At 70.7% G+C, this 19,990-nt stretch carries 14 protein-coding genes and 1 pseudogene; 7 read left to right on the plus strand and 8 right to left on the minus strand.

The genetic code is table 11. The annotated features are described in order from the left end of the window. Together BBH68_RS13770 and BBH68_RS13775 are read right to left on the minus strand one after the other, a co-directional pair. Nucleotides 1-1,193: pseudogene (locus tag BBH68_RS13770) on the minus strand (SdrD B-like domain-containing protein); the annotation flags it as partial. Between the two features lie 485 nt (nt 1,194-1,678). Continuing rightward, nucleotides 1,679-4,111 carry an SdrD B-like domain-containing protein gene (locus BBH68_RS13775; RefSeq protein ID WP_065962196.1) on the minus strand — a complete coding sequence of 811 codons (2,433 nt, stop codon included), beginning with the start codon at nt 4,109-4,111 and terminating at the stop codon, nt 1,679-1,681. A gap of 543 nt (nt 4,112-4,654) precedes the next feature. On the opposite strand from BBH68_RS13775, the gene BBH68_RS13780 reads away from it, so the two are divergent. Further along, the gene (locus BBH68_RS13780) at nt 4,655-5,347 is read left to right on the plus strand and encodes a hypothetical protein (RefSeq protein ID WP_065962198.1); all 693 of its coding nucleotides are present in this window, start codon (nt 4,655-4,657) and stop codon (nt 5,345-5,347) included. A 7-nt stretch (nt 5,348-5,354) separates the two neighbouring features. Here the strand turns inward: BBH68_RS13780 and BBH68_RS13785 are convergent, their stop codons facing one another. Continuing rightward, nucleotides 5,355-6,698, minus strand: a complete 1,344-nt coding sequence (locus BBH68_RS13785; RefSeq protein WP_065962200.1) for a right-handed parallel beta-helix repeat-containing protein — start codon at nt 6,696-6,698, stop codon at nt 5,355-5,357. 66 nt (nt 6,699-6,764) lie between these two features. Between BBH68_RS13785 and BBH68_RS13790 the strand changes: the two genes are divergently transcribed. The 4 genes from BBH68_RS13790 to BBH68_RS13805 all read left to right on the plus strand — a co-directional run bounded on the left by BBH68_RS13790 (nt 6,765) and on the right by BBH68_RS13805 (nt 10,382). Then, on the plus strand, nt 6,765-7,925 hold the full coding sequence (locus BBH68_RS13790) for a Dyp-type peroxidase (RefSeq protein ID WP_065962203.1): 1,161 nt from the start codon (nt 6,765-6,767) through the stop codon (nt 7,923-7,925). Nucleotides 7,926-7,958: 33 nt separating this feature from the next. After that, nucleotides 7,959-8,618 (plus strand): response regulator transcription factor, encoded by a 660-nt coding sequence (locus BBH68_RS13795; protein WP_065962204.1) that lies wholly within the window; start codon nt 7,959-7,961, stop codon nt 8,616-8,618. 5 nt (nt 8,619-8,623) lie between these two features. Continuing rightward, the gene (locus BBH68_RS13800; protein WP_141712993.1) at nt 8,624-9,904 is read left to right on the plus strand and encodes a sensor histidine kinase; all 1,281 of its coding nucleotides are present in this window, start codon (nt 8,624-8,626) and stop codon (nt 9,902-9,904) included. Nucleotides 9,905-10,040: 136 nt separating this feature from the next. Beyond that, a complete protein-coding gene (locus tag BBH68_RS13805; RefSeq protein ID WP_141712994.1) occupies nt 10,041-10,382 on the plus strand; it encodes a hypothetical protein in 342 nt (113 codons plus the stop codon). Nucleotides 10,383-10,477: 95 nt separating this feature from the next. Here the strand turns inward: BBH68_RS13805 and BBH68_RS13810 are convergent, their stop codons facing one another. Next, complete coding sequence (locus BBH68_RS13810) at nt 10,478-12,754, minus strand: ATP-binding SpoIIE family protein phosphatase (RefSeq protein ID WP_065962210.1); 2,277 nt, start codon at nt 12,752-12,754, stop codon at nt 10,478-10,480. 119 nt (nt 12,755-12,873) lie between these two features. Between BBH68_RS13810 and aspS the strand changes: the two genes are divergently transcribed. Both aspS and BBH68_RS13820 read left to right on the plus strand, forming a co-directional pair. Continuing rightward, the gene (aspS, locus tag BBH68_RS13815; protein WP_065962212.1) at nt 12,874-14,706 is read left to right on the plus strand and encodes an aspartate--tRNA ligase; all 1,833 of its coding nucleotides are present in this window, start codon (nt 12,874-12,876) and stop codon (nt 14,704-14,706) included. A gap of 98 nt (nt 14,707-14,804) precedes the next feature. Further along, complete coding sequence (locus BBH68_RS13820) at nt 14,805-15,608, plus strand: L,D-transpeptidase family protein (protein WP_065962220.1); 804 nt, start codon at nt 14,805-14,807, stop codon at nt 15,606-15,608. Nucleotides 15,609-15,656: 48 nt separating this feature from the next. Here the strand turns inward: BBH68_RS13820 and BBH68_RS13825 are convergent, their stop codons facing one another. From BBH68_RS13825 to BBH68_RS43075, 4 genes are all read right to left on the minus strand, one after another. Continuing rightward, a complete protein-coding gene (locus tag BBH68_RS13825; protein WP_065962214.1) occupies nt 15,657-16,130 on the minus strand; it encodes a carboxymuconolactone decarboxylase family protein in 474 nt (157 codons plus the stop codon). A gap of 103 nt (nt 16,131-16,233) precedes the next feature. After that, nucleotides 16,234-16,692 carry a response regulator gene (locus BBH68_RS13830; protein WP_065962217.1) on the minus strand — a complete coding sequence of 153 codons (459 nt, stop codon included), beginning with the start codon at nt 16,690-16,692 and terminating at the stop codon, nt 16,234-16,236. Nucleotides 16,693-16,778: 86 nt separating this feature from the next. Continuing rightward, on the minus strand, nt 16,779-18,536 hold the full coding sequence (metG, locus tag BBH68_RS13835) for a methionine--tRNA ligase (protein ID WP_065962219.1): 1,758 nt from the start codon (nt 18,534-18,536) through the stop codon (nt 16,779-16,781). A 228-nt stretch (nt 18,537-18,764) separates the two neighbouring features. Then, nucleotides 18,765-19,990 (minus strand): vWA domain-containing protein (locus BBH68_RS43075; protein WP_245738047.1); only part of this gene is annotated, 1,226 nt, incomplete at its 5' end.

Consider the following 19,990-nt stretch of genomic DNA (forward strand, 5'->3'; position numbering starts at 1 on the left):
TGTTCCACGGAGTGGGTGGCCTGGTCATTCCCTTCGGCACCGCCATAGACGGTGCCGCGCTCGGCGGTGAGCGGCTGGGTCAGCACGGTGTCGAACCGCTCGCCGTCGTAGGCGTAGACGACGGCCTTCAGGTCCTCGCGCTTCTGTGTGCTCTCCGCGCTGCACACGCCGCCGACGTACAGCTTGTTGTCGTGGACCTGGAGACCGAACGGCCGCCAGTCGCCGGAGCTCGCGCAGCCCGGGTCCGGGATGCGCACCGTCGCCTTGGGCGCGGACGCGCTGGCTCCGGTCGCGTCGAAGCTGACCAGGCGCCGGGTGAGCAGGTTCACCGCGTAGAGCGTCGAGCCGTCCTCGGACAGGGCCAGGCCGCCGATGCTCTCCTTGCCCGGGGCGTTGGTGAACCCGGCGTCCTTGATCATGTTGGAGGAGTCATGCGGCGTCACCGCGGCGCCCGGCACCTTGGCGAAGAGGGTCGTCTCGCCACCCCCGGCCGGCACGGTGTAGATCGCGTTACCGCCCTCCGGGCCGTACGGGGTGTACCGCCGGGCGAACGCGCCCTGGAACAGCCGCTTCCGGTGCTTGTCGTAGGCCAGCGCGAAGGTGGTCCCCACCTGGGCCTGGGTGTTGAGCGTGGTGGGGCACTCCGTCTGGCCGGGGCATGTACCTCGTTTGTCCGTCCCGAACGCCACGAGCGCCCGGGTGTCCTTCCCGGTGGAGGCGTTCTGGATCGGCACGAAGTACCGGGTGTCCGGCAGCGCGTAGTCGGCCGGGTTCCAGACGCCGGTGATGACCGAGTCGTCCTTGCCGTCCGACACGTTCACGAAGGTCGTGAAGCTGTCGAAGTGGTTCTCCGCCGTCGAGGCCGGCGCGGCCTGAAGGTACTTGTTGTACGGCGCCGGGATGGTGACGTCGACGCGGTACTGGCCCCCGGTCAGGTCGTCCAACGGCGGGACCACCACCTTTCCGGTGGAGTCCGTGGTGCCGGTGACCCGATGGCCCTCGGAGTCCGACACCGCGACCTTCATGCCGCGCTGCGGCACGTCCATGGTCGTGTTGATAATGCCGGTGCCGAAGAAGTCCCGCAGCACCTGGACGGTCAGTGTGCCGTCGCCGGTCGCGGCGGTGGCCGTTCCTGCCGTCGCGCCCATGGCACTGCCCGACAGCGCGAGAACGCATAAAGCCACTCGCACCATCGGGCCCGTACGCTTTCCGGCTGTCCGGCGTAGCCTGTTACCCGCTTTTCCCACAGCCATCACGCTCCCCTCGTCATGTGAACCGAACAGCCGTTTCCGGCCGCACATTCGCTTTCCGGTTCCGGGTGAATACGCAGGCCATGAAAAAGCGCCCACCGGTGTTTCGGTGGGCCCGGTCGTGCTTGGTCGTCTTTGGATCGCTTTTTCACGGAGTCCCTGTGCAGGAAAACGCTATGCCCCCCCGTAACGATCACGGCCAACGTCTCCGCGGAAACAGCACAAAAGTCTGAATAGTCACCCTGAACCGCTCTATCAGCGACGATACTGTAGCGGGTGGCCGCCAAGATCGGGGGGAGCGGAGGGCGATCGGCGGAACAAGTTACCAATGCGTCACATGCGGCATATGGGCAAAGTGATCCGCCCGCCCGCGCTACTGCGATAGCGCGGGCGGGCGGATCACTCGTTTTTCAGTTTTCAGTGTTCTCTCAGTGTTGCCTGGCTCGGCGCTTGCGGGCGGCGAGGGCGACTGCGGCGCCCGCGCCGACCAGCAGGGCGCTGAGGGAGACGATGGTCAGCACCTGCGTACCGGTGTTGGCCAGTGAACCGCCGCCTCCGCCGGTCTGGTCGCTGCCGCCCTGGGGGCCGGGCCGGTTGGGCGGCTCATGGGTCGGCGGCTGGTGGGTCGGCGGCTCCGAGGACGGCGGCGTGGTGGTCGGAGGCGTCGTGGTCGGCGGCTCCTCCTTGGGGATGTACACGCCGGCGTCGATCGTGTGGTCGACCCCTCCGGGCTTTCCGGGTGCTGTGACAGGCGCGTAGCCGTTGCACAGCCGTCCGGTCTTGGGCGGGGTGACGTTCGAGTCGTGCGCCCGGTTGGCACCGGCCCGGGGGAGGGTGAACCGCAGCTCGTCGGCCGTCGGCTGGGTCGGGACGTCGCTGGTGTCGGCGGTGCAGACGTTGAACTGCACGGTGTACTTGGCGCCGGGCTTCAGCTCGTATTCGGCGCCGACTCCGCCGAAGTAGTACTCGCCGGCGGCGTCGGTCTTGGTCGTGGCGACCTGCTTGCCGGTGTCGTCCAGCAGGTTGACCGTGGCGTCCGGCAGCGGCACCTCGTTGACACCCTCGGGGTCCTGGATGCCGTTGTGGTCGCCGTCGAACCAGACCCGGTTGCCGATCTGGATGGGCGCGTTCGCCGCCTCATAGGCGACATCGCCCAGCCCACCGGCCTTACCGAACGCGCTCTGTGCCTGACTGACGAACTGGTACCCGTTCTTGGTCGGAGCGTTGCCCGGACCCTGACCGGTCGTGACGTCGTAGTAGCCGGTCCCGGAGGTGGCGACGTTGACGACCGGGTCGAACTCCGTGCTGATGACCCACTGCTGCTGCGGAATGTAGGCCACCGAACCCAGCGCTGTCTCCGCGTGCACTCCGTTGCCGAAGTAGTCGCCCGGGAAGTACTCGACGACACCGGCGTCCTGGGTGCCACCGGTGGCGGGACTGGCGTGGTTCGGGCAGTCCCCGGTGCCTTCCCACGAGTACCCACCGGTGGGATTGGCGCAGGCCATGGTGATGTCACCGCCGGCCATGCCGCTCTCCGGGGTGTCGTCACCCTGCCTCGGGTCCAGTCCACCCCAGGCCACGACGTCCATGAACCGGTCGCGGAAACCGAGGATCATCGAGCCGTCGCGGGTGAAGGCGAGGGAGGCGAGCTCCGGCTGCGGATCGATGAAGACGTTGCCCACCTTCCGCTCGTCCCACGTGGCCAGGGAGGTGTTCCACGGGTTCCAGTGGGTGGCCTGGTCGTTGTCGTTGGAACCGAAGACGGAGCCGCGCTTGGCGGTCAGCGGGTGGTCCAGCACGGTGTCGAACCGCTCGCCGTCGTAGGCGTAGACGACGGCCTTCAGGTCCTCGCGCTTCTGTGTGCTCTCCGCGCTGCACACGCCGCCGACGTACAGCTTGTTGTCGTGGACCTGGAGACCGAACGGCCGCCAGTCGCCGGAGCTCGCGCAGCCCGGGTCCGGGATGCGCACCGTCGCCTTGGGCGCGGACGCGCTGGCTCCGGTCGCGTCGAAGCTGACCAGGCGCCGGGTGAGCAGGTTCACCGCGTAGAGCGTCGAGCCGTCCTCGGACAGGGCCAGGCCGCCGATGCTCTCCTTGCCCGGGGCGTCGGTGAACCCGGCGTCCTTGATCAGGTTGGAGGTGTCGTGCGATGTCTCCGTGGCGCCCGGCACCTTCGCGAACAGGGTCGGCGCCCCGCCGCTGGTCGGCGTGGTGTAGATCGCGTCACCGCCGCCCGGCCCGTACGGGGTGTACCGCCGGGCGAACGCGCCCTGGAACATCCGCTTCTTGTACTTGTCGTAGGCCAGCGCGAACGTCGTGCCCACCTGGTCCTGCGTGTTGAGGACGGTCGGGCAGTCCGCGTCGCCGGGACACGTACCTCGTTTGTCCGTCCCGAACGCCACCAGTGCCCGGGTGTCATTCCCGCCGGCGCCGTTCTGGATCGGTACGAAATACCGGGTCTCCGGCAGCGCGTAGTCGGCCGGGTTCCAGACACCGGTGATGACCGAGTCGTCCTTGCCGTCCGACACGTTCACGAAGGTCGTGAAGCTGTCGAAGTGGTTCTCCGCCGTCGAGGCCGGCGCGGCCTGAAGGTACTTGTTGTACGGCGCCGGGACGGTGACATCGACGCGGTACTGGCCGCCGGTCAGGTCGTTCGACGGTTCGACCACCACCTTTCCGGTGGAGTCCGTGGTGCCGGTGACCCGATGACCCTCGGAGTCCGACACCGCGACCTTCATGCCGCGCTGCGGCACGTCCATGGTCGTGTTGATAATGCCGGTGCCGAAGAAGTCCCGCAGCACCTGGACCGTCAGTGTGCCGTCGCCGGTCGTGGCGCTGGCCGTCCCGGCCGTCGCGCCCATGACGCCACCTGACACCAAGAGAACGGACAAGCCCACTCGTGCCAGCGGGCCCGTACGCTTCCCGGCTGTTCGCAGTAACGTCGTATACGTACTTTTCACAGCCATCACGCTCCCCTCATCATGTGAACCGAACACCCGCTTCCAGTGGCACATCGGCTTCCCGGCCCCGGGTGACACGTCGGCCGTGAAAAGGGCCCACCGCTGATTCGGTGGACCCGTTGTTTTTGGTCGTCCTGGCGGATGTGGAGAATTCAGGGAGTCGGGAGCGCGTCCCCCATGCCAATCCCACTCGGCCTCGCTTCCCCACGCGGAAACAGCACAAGAGTCTGAATAGTCATGCTGAACCACCCCACCAGCGACGATACTCTAGCGGGTGGGCGCCAAGATCGGGGGGAGCAGAGGATGAGTGGGCGGAACAAGTTATCAATGCGTCACGTGCGGCGTACGAGAACAAAACAAGGTCCCGCACAGCGCGCGGCCGGCCGGCGCCGATGGCCGCGGCCGCTCTGGGCGGCGGTCGGCATCGGCGGGGCGGCCGTCGCGGTGGCCACGGTCCTGGTCGCGACCAGCGGCTCGGACGAGCCCACCGGGCCGCGGGAATTGACCTCGGATCAGGCAAATCGTCTGGCGGTCACCCGATTCCGCAACTACCAGGCGGGCGGGCGCGCCGTGACGATCAAGGTGCCGGGCACCGGTGGTGAGTTGGTCATCACCGGGTCCATCGACTACCGCGGCAAGGTCGGTTACGGCGCGGTGCACGGCACCGGGCGCGACACGTCCAGCGAGGGCCTGATCCAGTGGACGGCCACCACCGTGTCCGTCCATCCGATGACGAAGGCCCCGGCGAAGGCACCGGCACGGCCGCCGAAGTCGGGCTGGTACAACCGTCCGCTGCAGCAGTACGGCAGTTCGCTGGACAGTTCGCTGGCCATCGCGCTGAAGCTCGGGAGCGACCGGCCGGACAACGCCGAACTGCTGCCGCAGAACGGTGCCGCCTGGGTGGGGCAGGAGCGGCTGGACGGCCACCAGGTCGACATCATGACCGGCCCGAAGGCCGCCCGGGCCACGGCCGGTCCGACGGGAGAGGCCGCCGTGCGCTACTGGATCGGCTCGGACGGCACCATGTACCGCGTGCGCGTCGGCGTGGCCTCCGCGCCGGAGCCGGTGGTCATCGATTTCGACACCCACACGTATGTGCCGGTCCGGAAGGTCCCCGGAGTCGCCCCGAAGCGGTAGCCGCCGCTCAGGACGTCAGCACCCGCGCGGCCGCGGCGAGCAGTGACGTCGACGGCAGCCGGATGTCCGCCGGGTCCGGCAGCGCCGGAGCGGCCGGAACGGCGGTGGCGCCCGTGGTCTTGGCGTTCGGGAACTGCGGCTGCCGCTTGGGTGCCGCCACCTCGGTGAACGGGATGCCGCCGGGCGCGGTCGGCTTCGTCCAGGTGCCGGAGGGCGAGGACGACTGGGCGGGGCGCGGGCAGGACGCGGTCGTCGCGAGCCGGGCGGGCACCGTCTTCCGCAGCTCGTTGCCGCGCAGGCAGTTGCCCCGGCCCTTCGTGGCGGTGGGGAACGTCCAGCCGACGTCCACGCCGTTGCGGGAGAAGGTGTTGTCCAGGACCTGATTGCCGTCCGGCTTGATGTCGGCGGTCGCGGTGATCACCAGTCCGGCGTTGGTGTTGCCGGAGATCCGGTTGCGGATGAACCGGTTGGCGGAGCCGCCGTCGACGCCGACCCCGATGCCCCATCCGCCGTCGGCCTGTTCGGGGGTGGCCGCCTGCTGGTTGTCCGCGATCAGGTTGCCCGCGATGACGGCGTCCTTCTGCGGGAGCAGCTTCTCCTGGTGGTCGGAGTTGGTGGTGAGCCCGACCCGGTTGCCGACGAGGCGGTTGCCGACCACGTACATGTCGCCGCTGGCGTTGGTGCCTTCGTAACCGACCGCGTTGAGTTCGGCGATGTTGTCCCGCACCACGATGCGGCAGGGCTTGCACTGGCCGACATAGATCCCCGAGTCGGCCGAGCCCGAGGTGTACGAGTGCTCGATGACCCCGTTCTGCGCGGAGAACGCGTAGATGCCGTACAGCCCGTTGCGGGTCGCGGTCACACGGGAGACCAGGAACGACTTCAGGAAGGTGACGGGCTCGTCGCCGGTGTCGTAGCCGCCGGACTGGCCCGGCAGTCCGGCGGCCGCCTTCGCCGAACCGGTGACCAGGACCCCGTTCTGGGTGTTGTTCCGCACGGTCAGGTTCTCCACGGCCACCCCGGGAGCGGACACGACCACGCCGTTCGGCTGCTGGAGCCGTCCGTCGATGACGACCTTGTCCCGGGACTCGCCGCGCAGGGTGACGCGGGCCTTGGAGATCTTCACCGACTCGCGGTAGACGCCCGGCGCGACCAGCACGAGGTCGCCAGGCTTGGCCAGGGACACCGCGGCCGAGATGGTCGGGGCGTCGGCCGGCACCTTGATCGTCACATGCTCACCGGACGGTCGCCGGCCGTCGTCCGAGTCGTCGTCGCCCCCGCCGCAGCCGACCAGTACGGGGGCCAGGGTGCCGAGCACCGCGGCCATCAGGCGAAGACGGAGACGAGGCATGGCCCCATCCTGGCACGGACGTTGACGGGTCGCAGGCGCTGATACGGATATGGCACAGTTCACACTGTGCGCAAAGCCGACTCCCGCCCGTCACGCCGCGTGTTTCTCGGTGCCACCGGCACCGTGACCGCCGCCGGCCTCGCCGCCGGGTGCCAATCGCCGTCCGCCCGACCCGACCGGGCCGACCGGTCGGATGCCCCCGCGCCGACCCTGCCGGTGTCGCCGACCGGCCGGTACCAGGCGGGTATCACGCTGCCGCAGCCGGCCCAGCGGCACCTGCTGGCCGTGGTGGCCGACCTCGTCGACACCAAGTCCGTCGGCCCGTTGCTGGCCGAACTCGGCGAGGCGGTCCGCACCCTGACCAAGGGGACCGACGCCCGGCTGATGGGCCTGCCGCCGGGCGATCTGACCGTGACGATCGGGGTGGGCCCCCGACTGGTGCGCATGGCCGATCCCACCCTGCCCGGCGCCAAGGACCTGCCACGGTTCTCCCGCGAGCAGATCTCCCCCCGGGCGCGCGGCGGCGACCTGCTGATCCAGATCTGCGCCAACGACGCCGTGCTGTTGCCGGTCGTGGCCGCCGCGCTGCTGGAGCAGGCCGGTGACCGGATGCACGAACGCTGGCGGCAGTCCGCGGGCCGCGGCGCCAACGTGCCGGTGGAGAAGGGCGTCGCCGCGCCACGCAACCTGTTCGGCTTCGTCGACGGCATCGTGGGCCCCCACACGAAGGCCGAACAAGAACGCCACCTGTGGCTCGCCGGGCCCGCCCCGGTCGCCGGCGGCACCATCGCCGTCCTGCGACGCATGGAACTCGACCTGCCGCGGTTCGCCAAGCTGTCCGTCGCCGAACAGGAAGCGGTCTTCGGCCGGCGCCGGGACACCGGCGTGCCACTCTCCGGCGGCCCCATCGCCTCGGGCCCGGACCTCGGCGCCAAAACCCCGGACGGACGCTACCTCGTCCCGGCGGACGCCCACGCCCGCAGAGCGCACTCCACCGCGGTCGGCGTCGGCCTCATGCTCCGCCGCTCCTACAGCATCGACGCGCCCGCCCCCGGGCTGCTCTTCATCAGCTTCCAGAACGACATACGGACCTTCACCAAGACCCTCACCCGGATGGACAACTCCGACGCCCTGCTGGAATTCACCACCACCACCGCGAGCGCGACCTTCCTGATCCTCCCCGGCTTCGACGAGGAACACCCGCTCGGTTCCCGGCTCTTCCGCTGAGCCGACTCACCGGGTGACCTTTTAATGAGACCCATGCGCGTGCTTGTGGTCGAGGACGACAGGGTGTTGGCCGATGCGGTGGCGCGTGGGCTGCGGCAGTCCGCGTTAGCCGTTGATGTGGCCTATGACGGAGATCAGGCAAGGGAGCGGGTGGGGGTGACCCGGTACGACGTGGTCGTACTGGACCGTGATCTGCCCGAGGTGTCGGGCGACGAGGTGTGCCGGGAGATCGTCGACCGCTGGAGTGGGGACGTACGGGTGCTGATGATGACCGGTGCGGCGGATGTACGGTCCCGGGTGACCGGCCTCAATCTGGGCGCCGACGACTACCTGCCGAAGCCGTTCGCGTTTCCGGAGTTGGTCGCCCGGGTGCAGGCCCTGTTGCGCCGTTCGGCTCCCGCCCTTGCCCCGGTGCTGCACGGAGGAGGCGTGACGCTGGATCCGGCGCGGTTCCAGGTGCGGCGCGAGGGGAGAGAGATCCGGCTCACGGCCAAGGAGTTCGCCGTGCTGCGCGTGATGCTCGCGGCCGGCGGGGCCGTGGTGAGCGCGGAGGAACTGCTGGAGCGGGCATGGGACGAGAACGCCGACGGCTTCACCAACAGCATGCGCACCGTCGTGGCCTCGCTCCGCAAGAAGCTCGGACCGCCATCGGTGATCGAGACGTTGGTCGGTGTCGGCTACCGGATCCGGTGACCGGGGTGAGGAAGTGGTCCGGTCAGGAGCGGGCCCGCGGTCCACGGCTGACCGCGCGGGCACGCCTGACCGCCTTCTACGGGGTCCTGTTCCTGGTCTCGGGCACACTGCTCGTGGGCGTGATCCTTTTCGTCGTGTTCGCCTCGCGGTCGGGGGGGACGCCGACGAAGGCGTCGCCGGGGGGTGCCGGGACTCCCGCGTATGCCGACCCCCGTGTGGAGGCGGAGTTCCAGCGGCAACTGGAGGCGATCCTCAAAGCCGAGGCCGCTCGCCAGGGCCGTGTGGGTGACCGGGACAATCCGGCGAATCGGGAAATTCTTACCCTTCTGGAGGGGGGCATCAAGGCCGGGCTCAGCCGTCAGGCTGTCGCCGTCAAGCAGGAAGCCCGGCGCGACCTGGAGCGGGACCTGGTTATCGGGGCAGCGGCGGCGGTCGGGCTGATGACCCTGGCGGCGGTCGGCGCGGGGTGGGTGATGGCCGGGCGTGTGCTGCGGCCGGTCCACGCGATGTCCTCCACGGCCCGGCGGCTGTCCGAGCGAGACCTGCACGAGCGCCTGCCGGTGATCGGCCCTGCCGACGAGTTCGCCGAGCTGGCGGAGACCTTCAACGACATGCTGGCCCGCCTGGAGCGGGCCTTCGCCGCGCAGCGGTTGTTCATCGCGAATGCCTCACACGAATTGCGCGGCCCGATCACCACCCAACGTGTCCTGGTCGACGTGGCCGCCACCGCCCCAGGGGCCAGTGCGGACTCGGTGGAGCTGGCGGGGGCGGTCCGCGAGGTGCTCGAACGCCAGGCCCGTTTGGTGGAGGGGCTGTTCGAGCTGGCCAGCGGGGACAACGGCGTACGGCGGCGTGGGCCTGTGGCGTTGGACGCGGTGGCGAACCAGGTGCTGGCACGCCGGCGGCCGTCCGCCGGCGGCCCGGAGGTGGTGGCTGAGCTCGGCGCCGGGGCAGTGGTCGGGGACCGTGTCCTGGTGGAGATCCTGCTGGACAACCTCGTACGCAACGCCATCGCGCACAACCTGCCCGACGGCGGTGGATGGCTTCGGGTGCGCACCCGGGGCAAGGTGATCGAGGTGGAGAACAGCGGCCCGGCGGTGTCGCCCGCGCGGCTGTCCGAGCTCACCGAGCCGTTCCGGCGAGGCGCCCGGGACCGTACCGGCACGCCGGCAGGGTCGGGTCTGGGTCTCGCCATCGTCGACGCGGTGGTACGGGCCCACGACGGGACGCTGACCTTGACAGCCCGCGGCGATGGGGGGCTGCTCGTGGTCATCACATTTCCCTGAAGTCACGTTGATGTCCCAGCGCCTAGCGTCCTTCCCGGCTTCTCGTCCCGAGGCGGACGGGAAGCCGGAAGAGGACCGGGGTCCCCGGTCATCATGCGAGAAAGGGAAGAATGTGCGTATCCGCAGTATGCGGCGCGTGAGCGCGATGGCCGCGCTGGTCATGGTGCCGTCACTCGCCTTCGGTGCCGTTGCCCATGCCGACGACAAGCCGACCGAGTCGCCCCAGGGCATCATCACCACCCACGACGCCGTCTCACATGTGATGATCAAGGAGAACCAGGGCGAGAGGGTCGCCGTGGTCGTCGTGGGCCGGGGTGCCGACGAGTTCACGTGGTCCCTCGACGAGGACTCGTTGGTCCTCAAGAACGGCAAGCAGACCACCATGGACGACATTCACGCGGGCGACGGGGCCCTCGTGGTCGGCCCGGGGTCGCTGAAGTCCCACTCGGGCGTGGCGAAGTCCTTCGCCCTCCGCTGATCCCCTGTGGTTCCCTCGGCGCGGCGGTGGCGAGAACAGAACGCCGCCGCGCCGTGGCAGCCGAACCCGGCGGTCGGGGGCAGAGCACCGCCTCCTCAGCTCGCTTGGCCCGGTCCGGGCCGGCCCGCGCCGTCCGGCCCCGCCTCGTACAGCTCGTACCAGATGCACTTGCCGTCGCCGCGCGGATCCACCCCCCACGCGTCGGCGAGCACCTCCATCAGCATCAGCCCGCGCCCGGAGGAGGCCAGTTCTCCCGGGCGGCGGCGGTGCGGGAGTTCGTCGCTGCCGTCGGCCACGTCCAGCCGCAGCCGCCTGGACCCGGGCCGCCCGCTGACCTCGGCGACCAGCAGGGCGTCGCCGTCGGTGTGCACCAGGACGTTGGTGACCATCTCGGAGAGCATCAGCACCGCCGACTCCACCTGGTCCCGGTCGGCCCAGTCGTGGAGCATGTCGCGGAGCTGCTGCCGGACCTCGGCTATGCGCTCCGGCTCGGCCTGGGCGACCGTGGCGGCCGTGCGCCGCACCGGGGCCGAGCCCGGGCCGACCAGGCACACCTCGGCGTCGCGGCGGATCAGCAGCAGCGCTATGTCGTCCTCGCGGCGGTCGGCGAGATGGCCGGTGGTGTGGTGGGAGGGCGGCCCGTGCACCGCCTGGACCAGGGCCTCGGCGAGCGCGTCCAGGTCGTCGGGGACCACAGCGGTCACGGCGGTCATCGCCGCCATCGCGGCGGCCATGGCGGCCGGGGTGTCAGGCGCGCCCAGGGTGTCCGGTGCGGCGGGGGCGTCCGGGGCCGCCACGGTGTGCGGGGCCGTCCGCTCGAAGACCGCCCGGATCCGGTCCCAGCCAGTCTCCACGTCGTGCCCGCCGGTCTCGATCAGCCCGTCCGTGCACATCAGCAGCGTCTCGCCGGGCTCGAGCACCACCCGGGTGGTGGGGTAGTCGGTGTCCGGGTCCACGCCCAGCGGCAGCCCGCCCGCGGTGGGGCGGATCATCATCGTGCCGTCGGCGAGCCGGACCGCCGGGTCCGGGTGGCCCGCCCGGGCGATGTCCAGCGTGCCGGCGACCGGGTCCACCTCGATGTACAGGCAGGTCGCGAAGCGCGGATCGTACGCGGCCTCGCCGCCGGCGCCCGGCGGCTCGGTCAGCCCGGCAAGGAAGCGGGAGGCGCGGGAGAGCACCGCGTCGGGGTGGTGGCCCTCCGAGGCGTACGCGCGCAGCGCGATCCGCAGCTGCCCCATGATCCCGGCCGCGCGCACGTCATGGCCCTGCACATCGCCGATGACCAGCGCGGTACGCCCCGAGGGCAGCCCGATCACGTCGTACCAGTCGCCGCCCACCTGGAGCCCGCCGCCCGTCGGCACATACCGCGCGGCCACCGTGAGCCCGGGGATGTCCGGCTTGTCGGCGGGCAGCATGGAGCGCTGCAGCCCGTCCGTCAGCTCGCGCTCCGTCTCCTGGAGCGAGGCGCGCGACAGCGCCTGGGCGAGCATCCGGGCGACCGTGGTGAGCACCGAGCGCTCGTCGGGCGAGAAGGACACCGGGTGCGCGAAGCTCGCCATCCACGCGCCGATCGTGCGGCCCGCGTCGATCAGCGGCAGAAAGGCCCAGGCCCGGCGGCCTGCCGTGCCGGCGCGCGCCCAGGAGCCGGGGAACCGCTCCCGGTACACCTCCGGGCCCGGCAGATAGATCGCCCGGCCGGTGCGGATCACCTCGGCGGCCGGGCAGTCCGCGTCCAGCGGCTGATCGGCGAACGGGCGGTCGTCGCCCACCGGGTCCCCGTGGTGGCCGATCAGCGAGACCCGGTCGCCCCTGACGCCGAAGACCGCCAGCCCGTCCGGCGAGAAGCCCGGCATCGACAGGCCCGCCGCCACCCGCAGCACCTCGGCGGTCGAGGGCGCCTCGGCCAGCGCGCGTCCCGCGTCCAGCAGGAACGCCTCGCGGCCCCGCCGCCAGTCGCCGGTGACCGGGCGCAGCGTCGCGGCGGAGGTGCCGGGCAGCGTCTCGGGCACCTCCTGGAGGGTGCCGACCAGGTCATAGCCGTTCTCCGCGCCCCGCCTGCCGGGGTCGCCGTCCTGGACCACGGGCCGGCACCGGCTGCGCACCGTACGCAGCACCCGGCCCTTCTCGTCCACGACCCGCACCCGGGCCTCGGCCAGCGTGCCCTCGGCGACGGCGAGGTTCACGATCGACTTGATCTCGACCCAGTCCACCGGGTGGAAGCAGGCGCGGGCGGCGGACTCGGGGAGGGTGACGGGCTCGGCCGGCAGTCCCACCAGCCGGGCCGCCTCCGCGTCATAGCTCACGGCGCCCGAGACACTGTCCCAGCGCCACAGTCCGGTCGCGATGGCGGCGAGCAGGTCCTCGGTGCGCATTGGGCCACCATATGGGGATATGCAGCGGCCTTACCAGTGGAGGGCGCGGCGCCGGTAGGCTTGCCCAGAAGCTTCGCGAGGGTACGTACGCCTCCCCGACCAGACGACTTGGATGAACGATGCATCGGTACCGGTCCCACACCTGCGGCGAGCTCCGCGCCGCTGACGTCGACACCGACGTGCGGCTCTCCGGCTGGCTGCACAATCGGCGGAACCTGGGCGGCATCCTCTTCATCGATCTCCGTGACCACTACGGCCTGGTCCAGCTGGTCGTGCGCCCGGACACCCCGGCGAACGAGGCGCTCAGCTCGCTGTCCAAGGAGACGGTCGTCCGCGTGGACGGCAAGGTGATCGCGCGCGGCGCGGAGAACGTCAACCCGGACCTGCCCACCGGCGAGATCGAGGTGGAGGTCACCGAGGTCGAGGTGCTCGGCGGCGCCGACCCGCTGCCCTTCACCGTCTTCCCCGAGGACGGGGTCAACGAGGAGCGGCGCCTGGAGTACCGCTTCCTGGACCTGCGCCGCGAGCGCATGCACCGCAACATCATGCTGCGCTCCGCCGTGATCTCCGCGATCCGGCAGAAGATGACCGCGCAGGGCTTCAACGAGCTGGCGACCCCGATCCTGTCCGCCACCTCGCCCGAGGGCGCCCGGGACTTCCTGGTGCCCTCCCGGCTGCACGCGGGCAAGTTCTACGCGCTGCCGCAGGCCCCGCAGCAGTTCAAGCAGCTGCTGATGATCGCGGGCTTCGACCGCTACTTCCAGATCGCGCCCTGCTTCCGCGACGAGGACGCCCGCGCCGACCGCTCGCCGGGCGAGTTCTACCAGCTCGACGTCGAGATGAGCTTCGTCGAGCAGGAGGACGTCTTCCAGGTCATCGAGAAGGTGATGACCGAGCTCTTCGAGGAGTTCGGCAACGGCCGCCACGTCACCTCGCCGTTCCCGCGGATCCCGTTCCGCGAGGCCATGCTGAAGTACGGCTCCGACAAGCCGGACCTGCGGGCCAAGCTGGAGCTGGTGGACGTCAGCCACGTCTTCGCCGAGTCCGGCTTCAAGGCCTTCGCGGGCAAGCACGTGCGGGCGCTGGCCGTGCCGGACACCGCCGACCAGCCGCGGAAGTTCTTCGACCAGATGGGCGAGTTCGCCGTCGAGCAGGGCGCGAAGGGGCTGGCCTGGGTCCGGATCGGCGAGGACGCCAAGCTGACCGGGCCGATCGCGAAGTTCCTCACCGAGGAGGACGTCGAGAAGCTGATCGCCGAGGTCCAGGGCAAGCCGGGCACGGCCGTCTTCTTCGGCGCCGGAGAGTTCGACGAGGTCTCCAAGATCATGGGCGCGGTGCGGGTCGAGGCCGCGCGCCGGGCCGGGCACTTCGAGGACAACGTCTTCCGCTTCTGCTGGATCGTCGACTTCCCGATGTTCGAGCGGAACGAGGACACCGGCCAGATCGAGTTCTCGCACAACCCCTTCTCCATGCCGCAGGGCGGCCTGGAGGCGCTGGAGACCAAGGACCCGCTGGACATTCTGGCGTGGCAGTACGACATCGTCTGCAACGGCGTGGAGCTGTCCTCGGGTGCCATCCGGAACCACGAGCCGGACGTGATGTACAAGGCGTTCGAGATCGCGGGTTACTCCCGGGAAGAGGTCGAGCGTGAGTTCGGCGGCATGCTGCGCGCCTTCCACTTCGGCGCCCCGCCGCACGGCGGCATCGCGCCCGGCGTGGACCGCATCGTGATGCTGCTGGCCGACGAGCCCAACATCCGCGAGACCATCGCCTTCCCGCTCAACGGCAACGCACAGGACCTGCTGATGGGCGCGCCCAGCGAGGTGGACGAGGCGCGGCTGCGGGAGCTGCACCTGTCGATCCGCAAGCCGCAGATCAAGCAGGCGGAGAAGACCGGAGCGGAGAAGGCCGGAGCGGAGAAGACCGGCAAGGCTGACGAGGCCGGAAAGTAGTGCGGGCAGGCCCCGCGTCCGCTTCCGGCGGATCGCGGGGCAACCAGGTCCCGGGCCCAACGGGTTCCCTGAATGTGAATGACAATCTGAAGGTCGTCATGGTGCGCACGGCCCTCGCCGCGACCCTCGCCGTCGCCGTGCTCGCCGGCTGCGGGGCTTCCGCGGGGACCCCGTCCGGTGGAGCCGAGCCCAGGGCCGGCGCCGCCGCGGACGCCGAGAAGCGCGGCGGCGCGCCGGGCCCCGGCGACCAGGCCCGCCGCCCCGCTTCCCCCGCGCTGCGGGACCGCCTGCTGCCCGGGCTCGGCCCCCGCACCCTCGCCCAGGTGCCCGGCGACGCCCGTCAGGTGGTGGTCGTGACCGGCGAGGGCCGCGACTCCGCCCGCTCCACCGTCGTGGTCTACCAGCGGCGCAACCCCGACGGCGACCCGGACATGGCCGCGGGCGCCGACTGGCGGGCCGTCGCCACCTGGGACGCCCACAACGCCCGCAAGGGCTGGACCGACCACCACGTCGGCGGCGACCTGCGCTCCCCGATCGGCGTCTTCCCCCTCACCGACGCGGGCGGCCGCCTGCCCGACCCCGGCACCCGGCTGCCGTACGACCACTCGGCCGGCGGCTTCACGATCGGCGGCACCGGCTTCGAGGGCGAGCCGCTCGCCGGGTCCTTCGACTACGTCGTCGCCATCAACTTCAACCGCAAGGCGGGCACCTCCCCCCGCGACTGGACCAGGCCCCTGGGCCAGAAGCGGGGCGGTGGCATCTGGTTCCACGTGGACCACGGCGGTCCCACGCAGGGCTGCGTCAGCATCTCGAAGAAGCACATGAAGAAGCTCCTGCGCGTCCTGGACCCGGAGCGGCACCCCGTCGTGGTGATGGGGGACGCGGCGTCCCTGGCCCGCTGAGCCGGATCCGTTACGTACGTTGCATCCCGGTCCGGCCCGGGGCCGCCGTCAGCCGAACTGGCCGGGCTGGTAGTCGCCGGCGGGCTGCTGGATGATCACGTTCATCCGGTTGTAGGTGTTGATGAGGGCGATGAGGGACACCAGGGCGGCGAGCTGGTCCTCGTCGTAGTGCTTGGCGGCGTCGGCCCAGGCCTCGTCGGTGACGCCGCCGGCGGCGTCGGCGATACGGGTGCCCTGCTCGGTCAGCTCCAGGGCGGCGCGCTCGGCCTCGGTGAAGACCTTGGCCTCCCTCCAGGCGGCGATCAGGTTGAGGCGCACCGAGGTCTCCCCGGCGTGCGCGGCGTCTTTGGTGTGCATGTCGGTGCAGAAGCCGCAGCCGTTGATCTGGCTGGCGCGGATCTTCACCAGCTCCTGGGTGGCGGCCGGCAGGGTCGAGTCCGACAGCACCTTGCCCGCCGAGTTGATGAACTTCGCGAACTTGGCCGCGACGGGGTTGCCGTAGAGGTTGAGACGGGCGTCCATGGTGATCTCCTTCGCCGTTCCGACGGTTACACAGCACTGACGGGCCGGCCGCGGGAGATGTGACATCCGGACGGGTGAAGGGGATGTGACCTGCGTCTCACCCTCAGGGTTGCTGGACGAAGTGCTCGGTCAGCCGCTGGTCCACCCCGCATGGGTCCGTACGCGCCGCGCGGGCGGCCCGGTGCACGGCCCGCAGCAGACGTCTCGGGGTGGCCCGGTGCTGCCAGAGCACGGCCCGTACGCCGTACTCCACGACCGCCATCAGCTCCGTCTCGCGCAGCTCGCCGGTGACCAGCACCACCCGCTGCTCACCGCCCCGCACCAGGCGGCGCAGCTCGGCGCCCGCGCGCGCGTCCAGGCGCTCGGCGAGCATGACGGCCACGGTGCCGCGCGGCTCGTCGCCGAACGCGTCGCCGAACGCGTCACCGAGCGCGTCGCCGAACGGGCGCGGTCGGTCGATCAGTTCGATGGTGGGCTCGTGCCGCAGATGACGCACGACCCCGGCCCGCGAGAGCGGGTCGGGGCCGTGGACCGTCACCGTGACACGTGGTGCGTCGGGCACTGCGCTCCTCGACCTCCTATGGATGGACTCCACAGGCTGGTCGAACGCGCTAAACGAACGGTTGTCGGGCGATCAACGGCCGCCCGTCACCGGACGGGCTTGCCCTCGGCCTCCACACCGCCGCCCGCCTGCGCCTCCGTGCCGCCGAAGCGCTCCCGGTAGGCCTCCAGGTCCTCCTCGCCGATCTTGGCGAAGAGCACCGGCGGCACGGTGAAGGCCGTGCCGGCCGGGACCGACGCGAGCGCCTTGGCCTCCTCCTGGCTCACCCACCGCGCCGTGTCGTCCGCCAGCGAGAACGCCGACCGCATGGCCCGCGCGGAGGCCGGGATGAACGGCTCCGAGACGACCGCGTACAGGTGGATCAGGTTCATCGCCGTACGGAGAGTGAGAGCCGCGCCCTCCTGGTCGGTCTTGATCTCCAGCCAGGGCGCCTTCTCCTCCAGGTAGGAGTTGCCCGCGCTCCACAGGGCGCGCAGCGCGGCCGCGGCCTTGCGGAACTGCAGCGCGTCCATGTGCTCCTCGTACTCCGCGAGCAGCCGCGCGATCTCCTCACCCAGGCGCGCCTCGGCCTCCCCGGCGGCCTTCCCGGCCGGGACCTCGTCGCCGAACCGCTTGCGGGAGAAGGACAGCACGCGGTTGACGAAGTTGCCGAGGGTGTCGGCCAGGTCCTTGTTGACCGTGGCGGCGAAGTGCTCCCAGGTGAAGGACGTGTCGTCCGACTCCGGGGCGTTCGCCATCAGGAAGTAGCGCCAGTAGTCGGCCGGCAGCAGCTCCAGCGCGGCGTCGGTGAACACCCCGCGCTTCTGGGAGGTCGAGAACTTGCCGCCGTAGTACGTCAGCCAGTTGAACGCCTTGACGTAGTCGACCTTCTTCCACTTGTCGCGGGTGCCCAGCAGCGTCGCCGGGAACATCACGGTGTGGAACGGGACGTTGTCCTTGGCCATGAACTCCGTGTAGCGGACCGTCCGGTCCACGTCGTACCACCACGACTTCCAGTCGCGGTTCGCCGGGTCCTGGTCCGACCACTCCTTCGTCGCGCCGAGGTACTCGATCGGGGCGTCGAACCACACGTAGAAGACCTTGCCCTCGGCGGCGAGGTCCGGCCAGGTGTCGGCCGGCACCGGCACGCCCCAGTCCAGGTCACGGGTGATCGCCCGGTCCTGGAGCCCCTCGTTGAGCCACTTGCGGGCGATCGAGGACGCGAGCGTCGGCCAGTCCTTGCCGTGCTCGTCCACCCACGCCGCGACCTCGCCCGCCAGCTTCGACTGGAGCAGGAACAGGTGCTTGGTCTCCCGCACCTCCAGATCGCTGCTGCCGCTGATCGCCGAGCGCGGATTGATCAGGTCGGTCGGGTCCAGCACGCGGGTGCAGTTCTCGCACTGGTCGCCGCGCGCCTTGTCGTAGCCGCAGTGCGGGCAGGTGCCCTCAATGTAGCGGTCGGGGAGGAAGCGGCCGTCGGCGTTGGAGTACACCTGGCGGATCGAGCGCTCCTCGATGAAGCCGTTGGCCTTCAGCTCGCGCGCGACGGTCTGGGTGATCTCCACGTTCTGCGCCGAGGAGCTGCGGCCGAAGTAGTCGAATGCCAGGTCGAAGCCGTCGTAGACCGCCTTCTGCGCGTCGTGCTGCTGCGCGCAGAACTCGTCCACCGGCAGGCCCGCCTCCTTGGCGGCCAGCTCGGCGGGGGTGCCGTGCTCGTCCGTCGCGCAGATGTAGAGGACGTCATGGCCCCGCTGGCGCATATAGCGGGCGTAGACGTCGGCCGGGAGCATGGACCCCACCATGTTGCCCAGGTGCTTGATCCCGTTGATGTAGGGAAGGGCGCTGGTGATGAGGTGTCGAGCCATCGCGGGCTGCTCCCGGGTCGATGCAGTGGGTGACATGTCGCTCTGCGAGCGCTCTGTGAGTTCTGTGGGCTCTGTGCCGAGCTGCTCTGCGAGCCGCCATTATCGTATCCGAGCGGCGGGGGCCACCCCCGCGGCGTTTTCCGCGCCGCGCGGGTGGCCCCCGCGTCGTTGTCCGTCCCCGGTTCGCTCGTTTCGCTTACACGGTGTCGTGGTCTTCCGCTTACGTGGTCAGCTCAGCACGCCCGCCTCGCGCGCCTCCCGCAGCCACTCCGGGAACTCGACCATCAGCTGCCCGTACAGCTCCGCGTCGGACAGCGCGCGCGGATCCTGGCCCGCGTGGAAGAACCCCGCGTTGTCCACCACCCGCTTCTCCGGCACCGCCAGCTCGTCCAGCTTCCGCAGGAAGTCGAACCCCTTCGCCGCCGGGTCGCCGAACCCGATGAACTGCCAGAAGATCGGCAGCCGCGCCGCCTCGCACAGCGCCTTCTCGGCGGCCGGCTTGCTGGTGGGCGCGCCGTCCGTCTGGAAGATCACGAACGCGGGGTCGGTGGCGCCGGACGCCTCGTAGTGGTCGATGACCGCCTTGATCGCGTGGTGGTAGTTCGTACGGCCCATGTGGCCGAGCGAGGAGTGCAGCTCCTCGATCCGGCCGCCGTAGTTGGCCAGGTCGATGTCGGCCGTGCCGTCGATGTCCGTGGAGAAGAACACGGCCGGGACGGTGCCGTCGTCGTCCAGGTTCGCGGACAGGGCGAGGGCCTGCTCGGCGAGGTGCTGGACGGTGCCGTCCTTGTAGTAGTTCCGCATCGACCCCGACCGGTCCAACACGAGATAGACGGCCGCCCGCCGCCCCGCGAGCCCCTTCTCCGTCAGGGCCTCGGCGGCGGACTTGTACAGACTCACCAGCCCGGGCGCGCGGCTCTCCACATCGGCGAGCGAGATCGCGGCGCCGGCCCCGCCGGTGGCCTTCGCGGTTTCGGGGGCGGGGGTGGGGGTGGCCGCGGGGGCGGTCTCGGGCTCGGCGGAGTCGGTGGCGTCGGCCGCGTCGGCGGCGGGCGCGGGGGCGGCCTCGCCCGCGTCGGCCGCGTCTGCCGCGTCGGCCTCGGCCGGCTCGGCGGGCTCCGGGTCCTTTTCCGGTTCGGTCTTGGCCGGCTCGGAGGGGGCGTCGGCTTCCGCTTCGGTGGCGGGCTCCGGGGCCGTCTCGGGCTCGGCCGCGTCGGCCGCGTCGGCGGCTGGGGTGTCTTCCGCGTCGGCCTCGGTTGGTGCGGCGGTGGTGTCGGCCTCGGCGTCGGTGTTCGCCGCGTCGGTCTTGGCGGGCTCGGTCGCGTCTTCGGTCGCCTGCTCCGCTTCCGTGGCGGGGGTCGGCTGCGCCTCGGCCTCGGCGGGCTCGCTGGCAGTGTCGGCCTGGGCCTCGGTCTCCGTCGCGTCCGGCTCGGTGGCGGGTTTCGGGTCGGTCT

This window comes from Streptomyces sparsogenes (assembly GCF_001704635.1).
Taxonomy (GTDB): domain Bacteria; phylum Actinomycetota; class Actinomycetes; order Streptomycetales; family Streptomycetaceae; genus Streptomyces; species Streptomyces sparsogenes.

Coding starts and splice junctions, on each gene's coding strand:
- BBH68_RS13775 (WP_065962196.1), bottom strand. CDS start 4,111: ATGGGCGCGACGGCCGGGACGGCCAGCGCCACGACCGGCGACGGCACA.
- BBH68_RS13785 (WP_065962200.1), bottom strand. CDS start 6,698: ATGCCTCGTCTCCGTCTTCGCCTGATGGCCGCGGTGCTCGGCACCCTG.
- BBH68_RS13795 (WP_065962204.1), top strand. CDS start 7,959: ATGCGCGTGCTTGTGGTCGAGGACGACAGGGTGTTGGCCGATGCGGTG.
- BBH68_RS13810 (WP_065962210.1), bottom strand. CDS start 12,754: ATGCGCACCGAGGACCTGCTCGCCGCCATCGCGACCGGACTGTGGCGC.
- aspS (WP_065962212.1), top strand. CDS start 12,874: ATGCATCGGTACCGGTCCCACACCTGCGGCGAGCTCCGCGCCGCTGAC.
- BBH68_RS13820 (WP_065962220.1), top strand. CDS start 14,805: ATGGTGCGCACGGCCCTCGCCGCGACCCTCGCCGTCGCCGTGCTCGCC.
- BBH68_RS13825 (WP_065962214.1), bottom strand. CDS start 16,130: ATGGACGCCCGTCTCAACCTCTACGGCAACCCCGTCGCGGCCAAGTTC.
- metG (WP_065962219.1), bottom strand. CDS start 18,536: ATGGCTCGACACCTCATCACCAGCGCCCTTCCCTACATCAACGGGATC.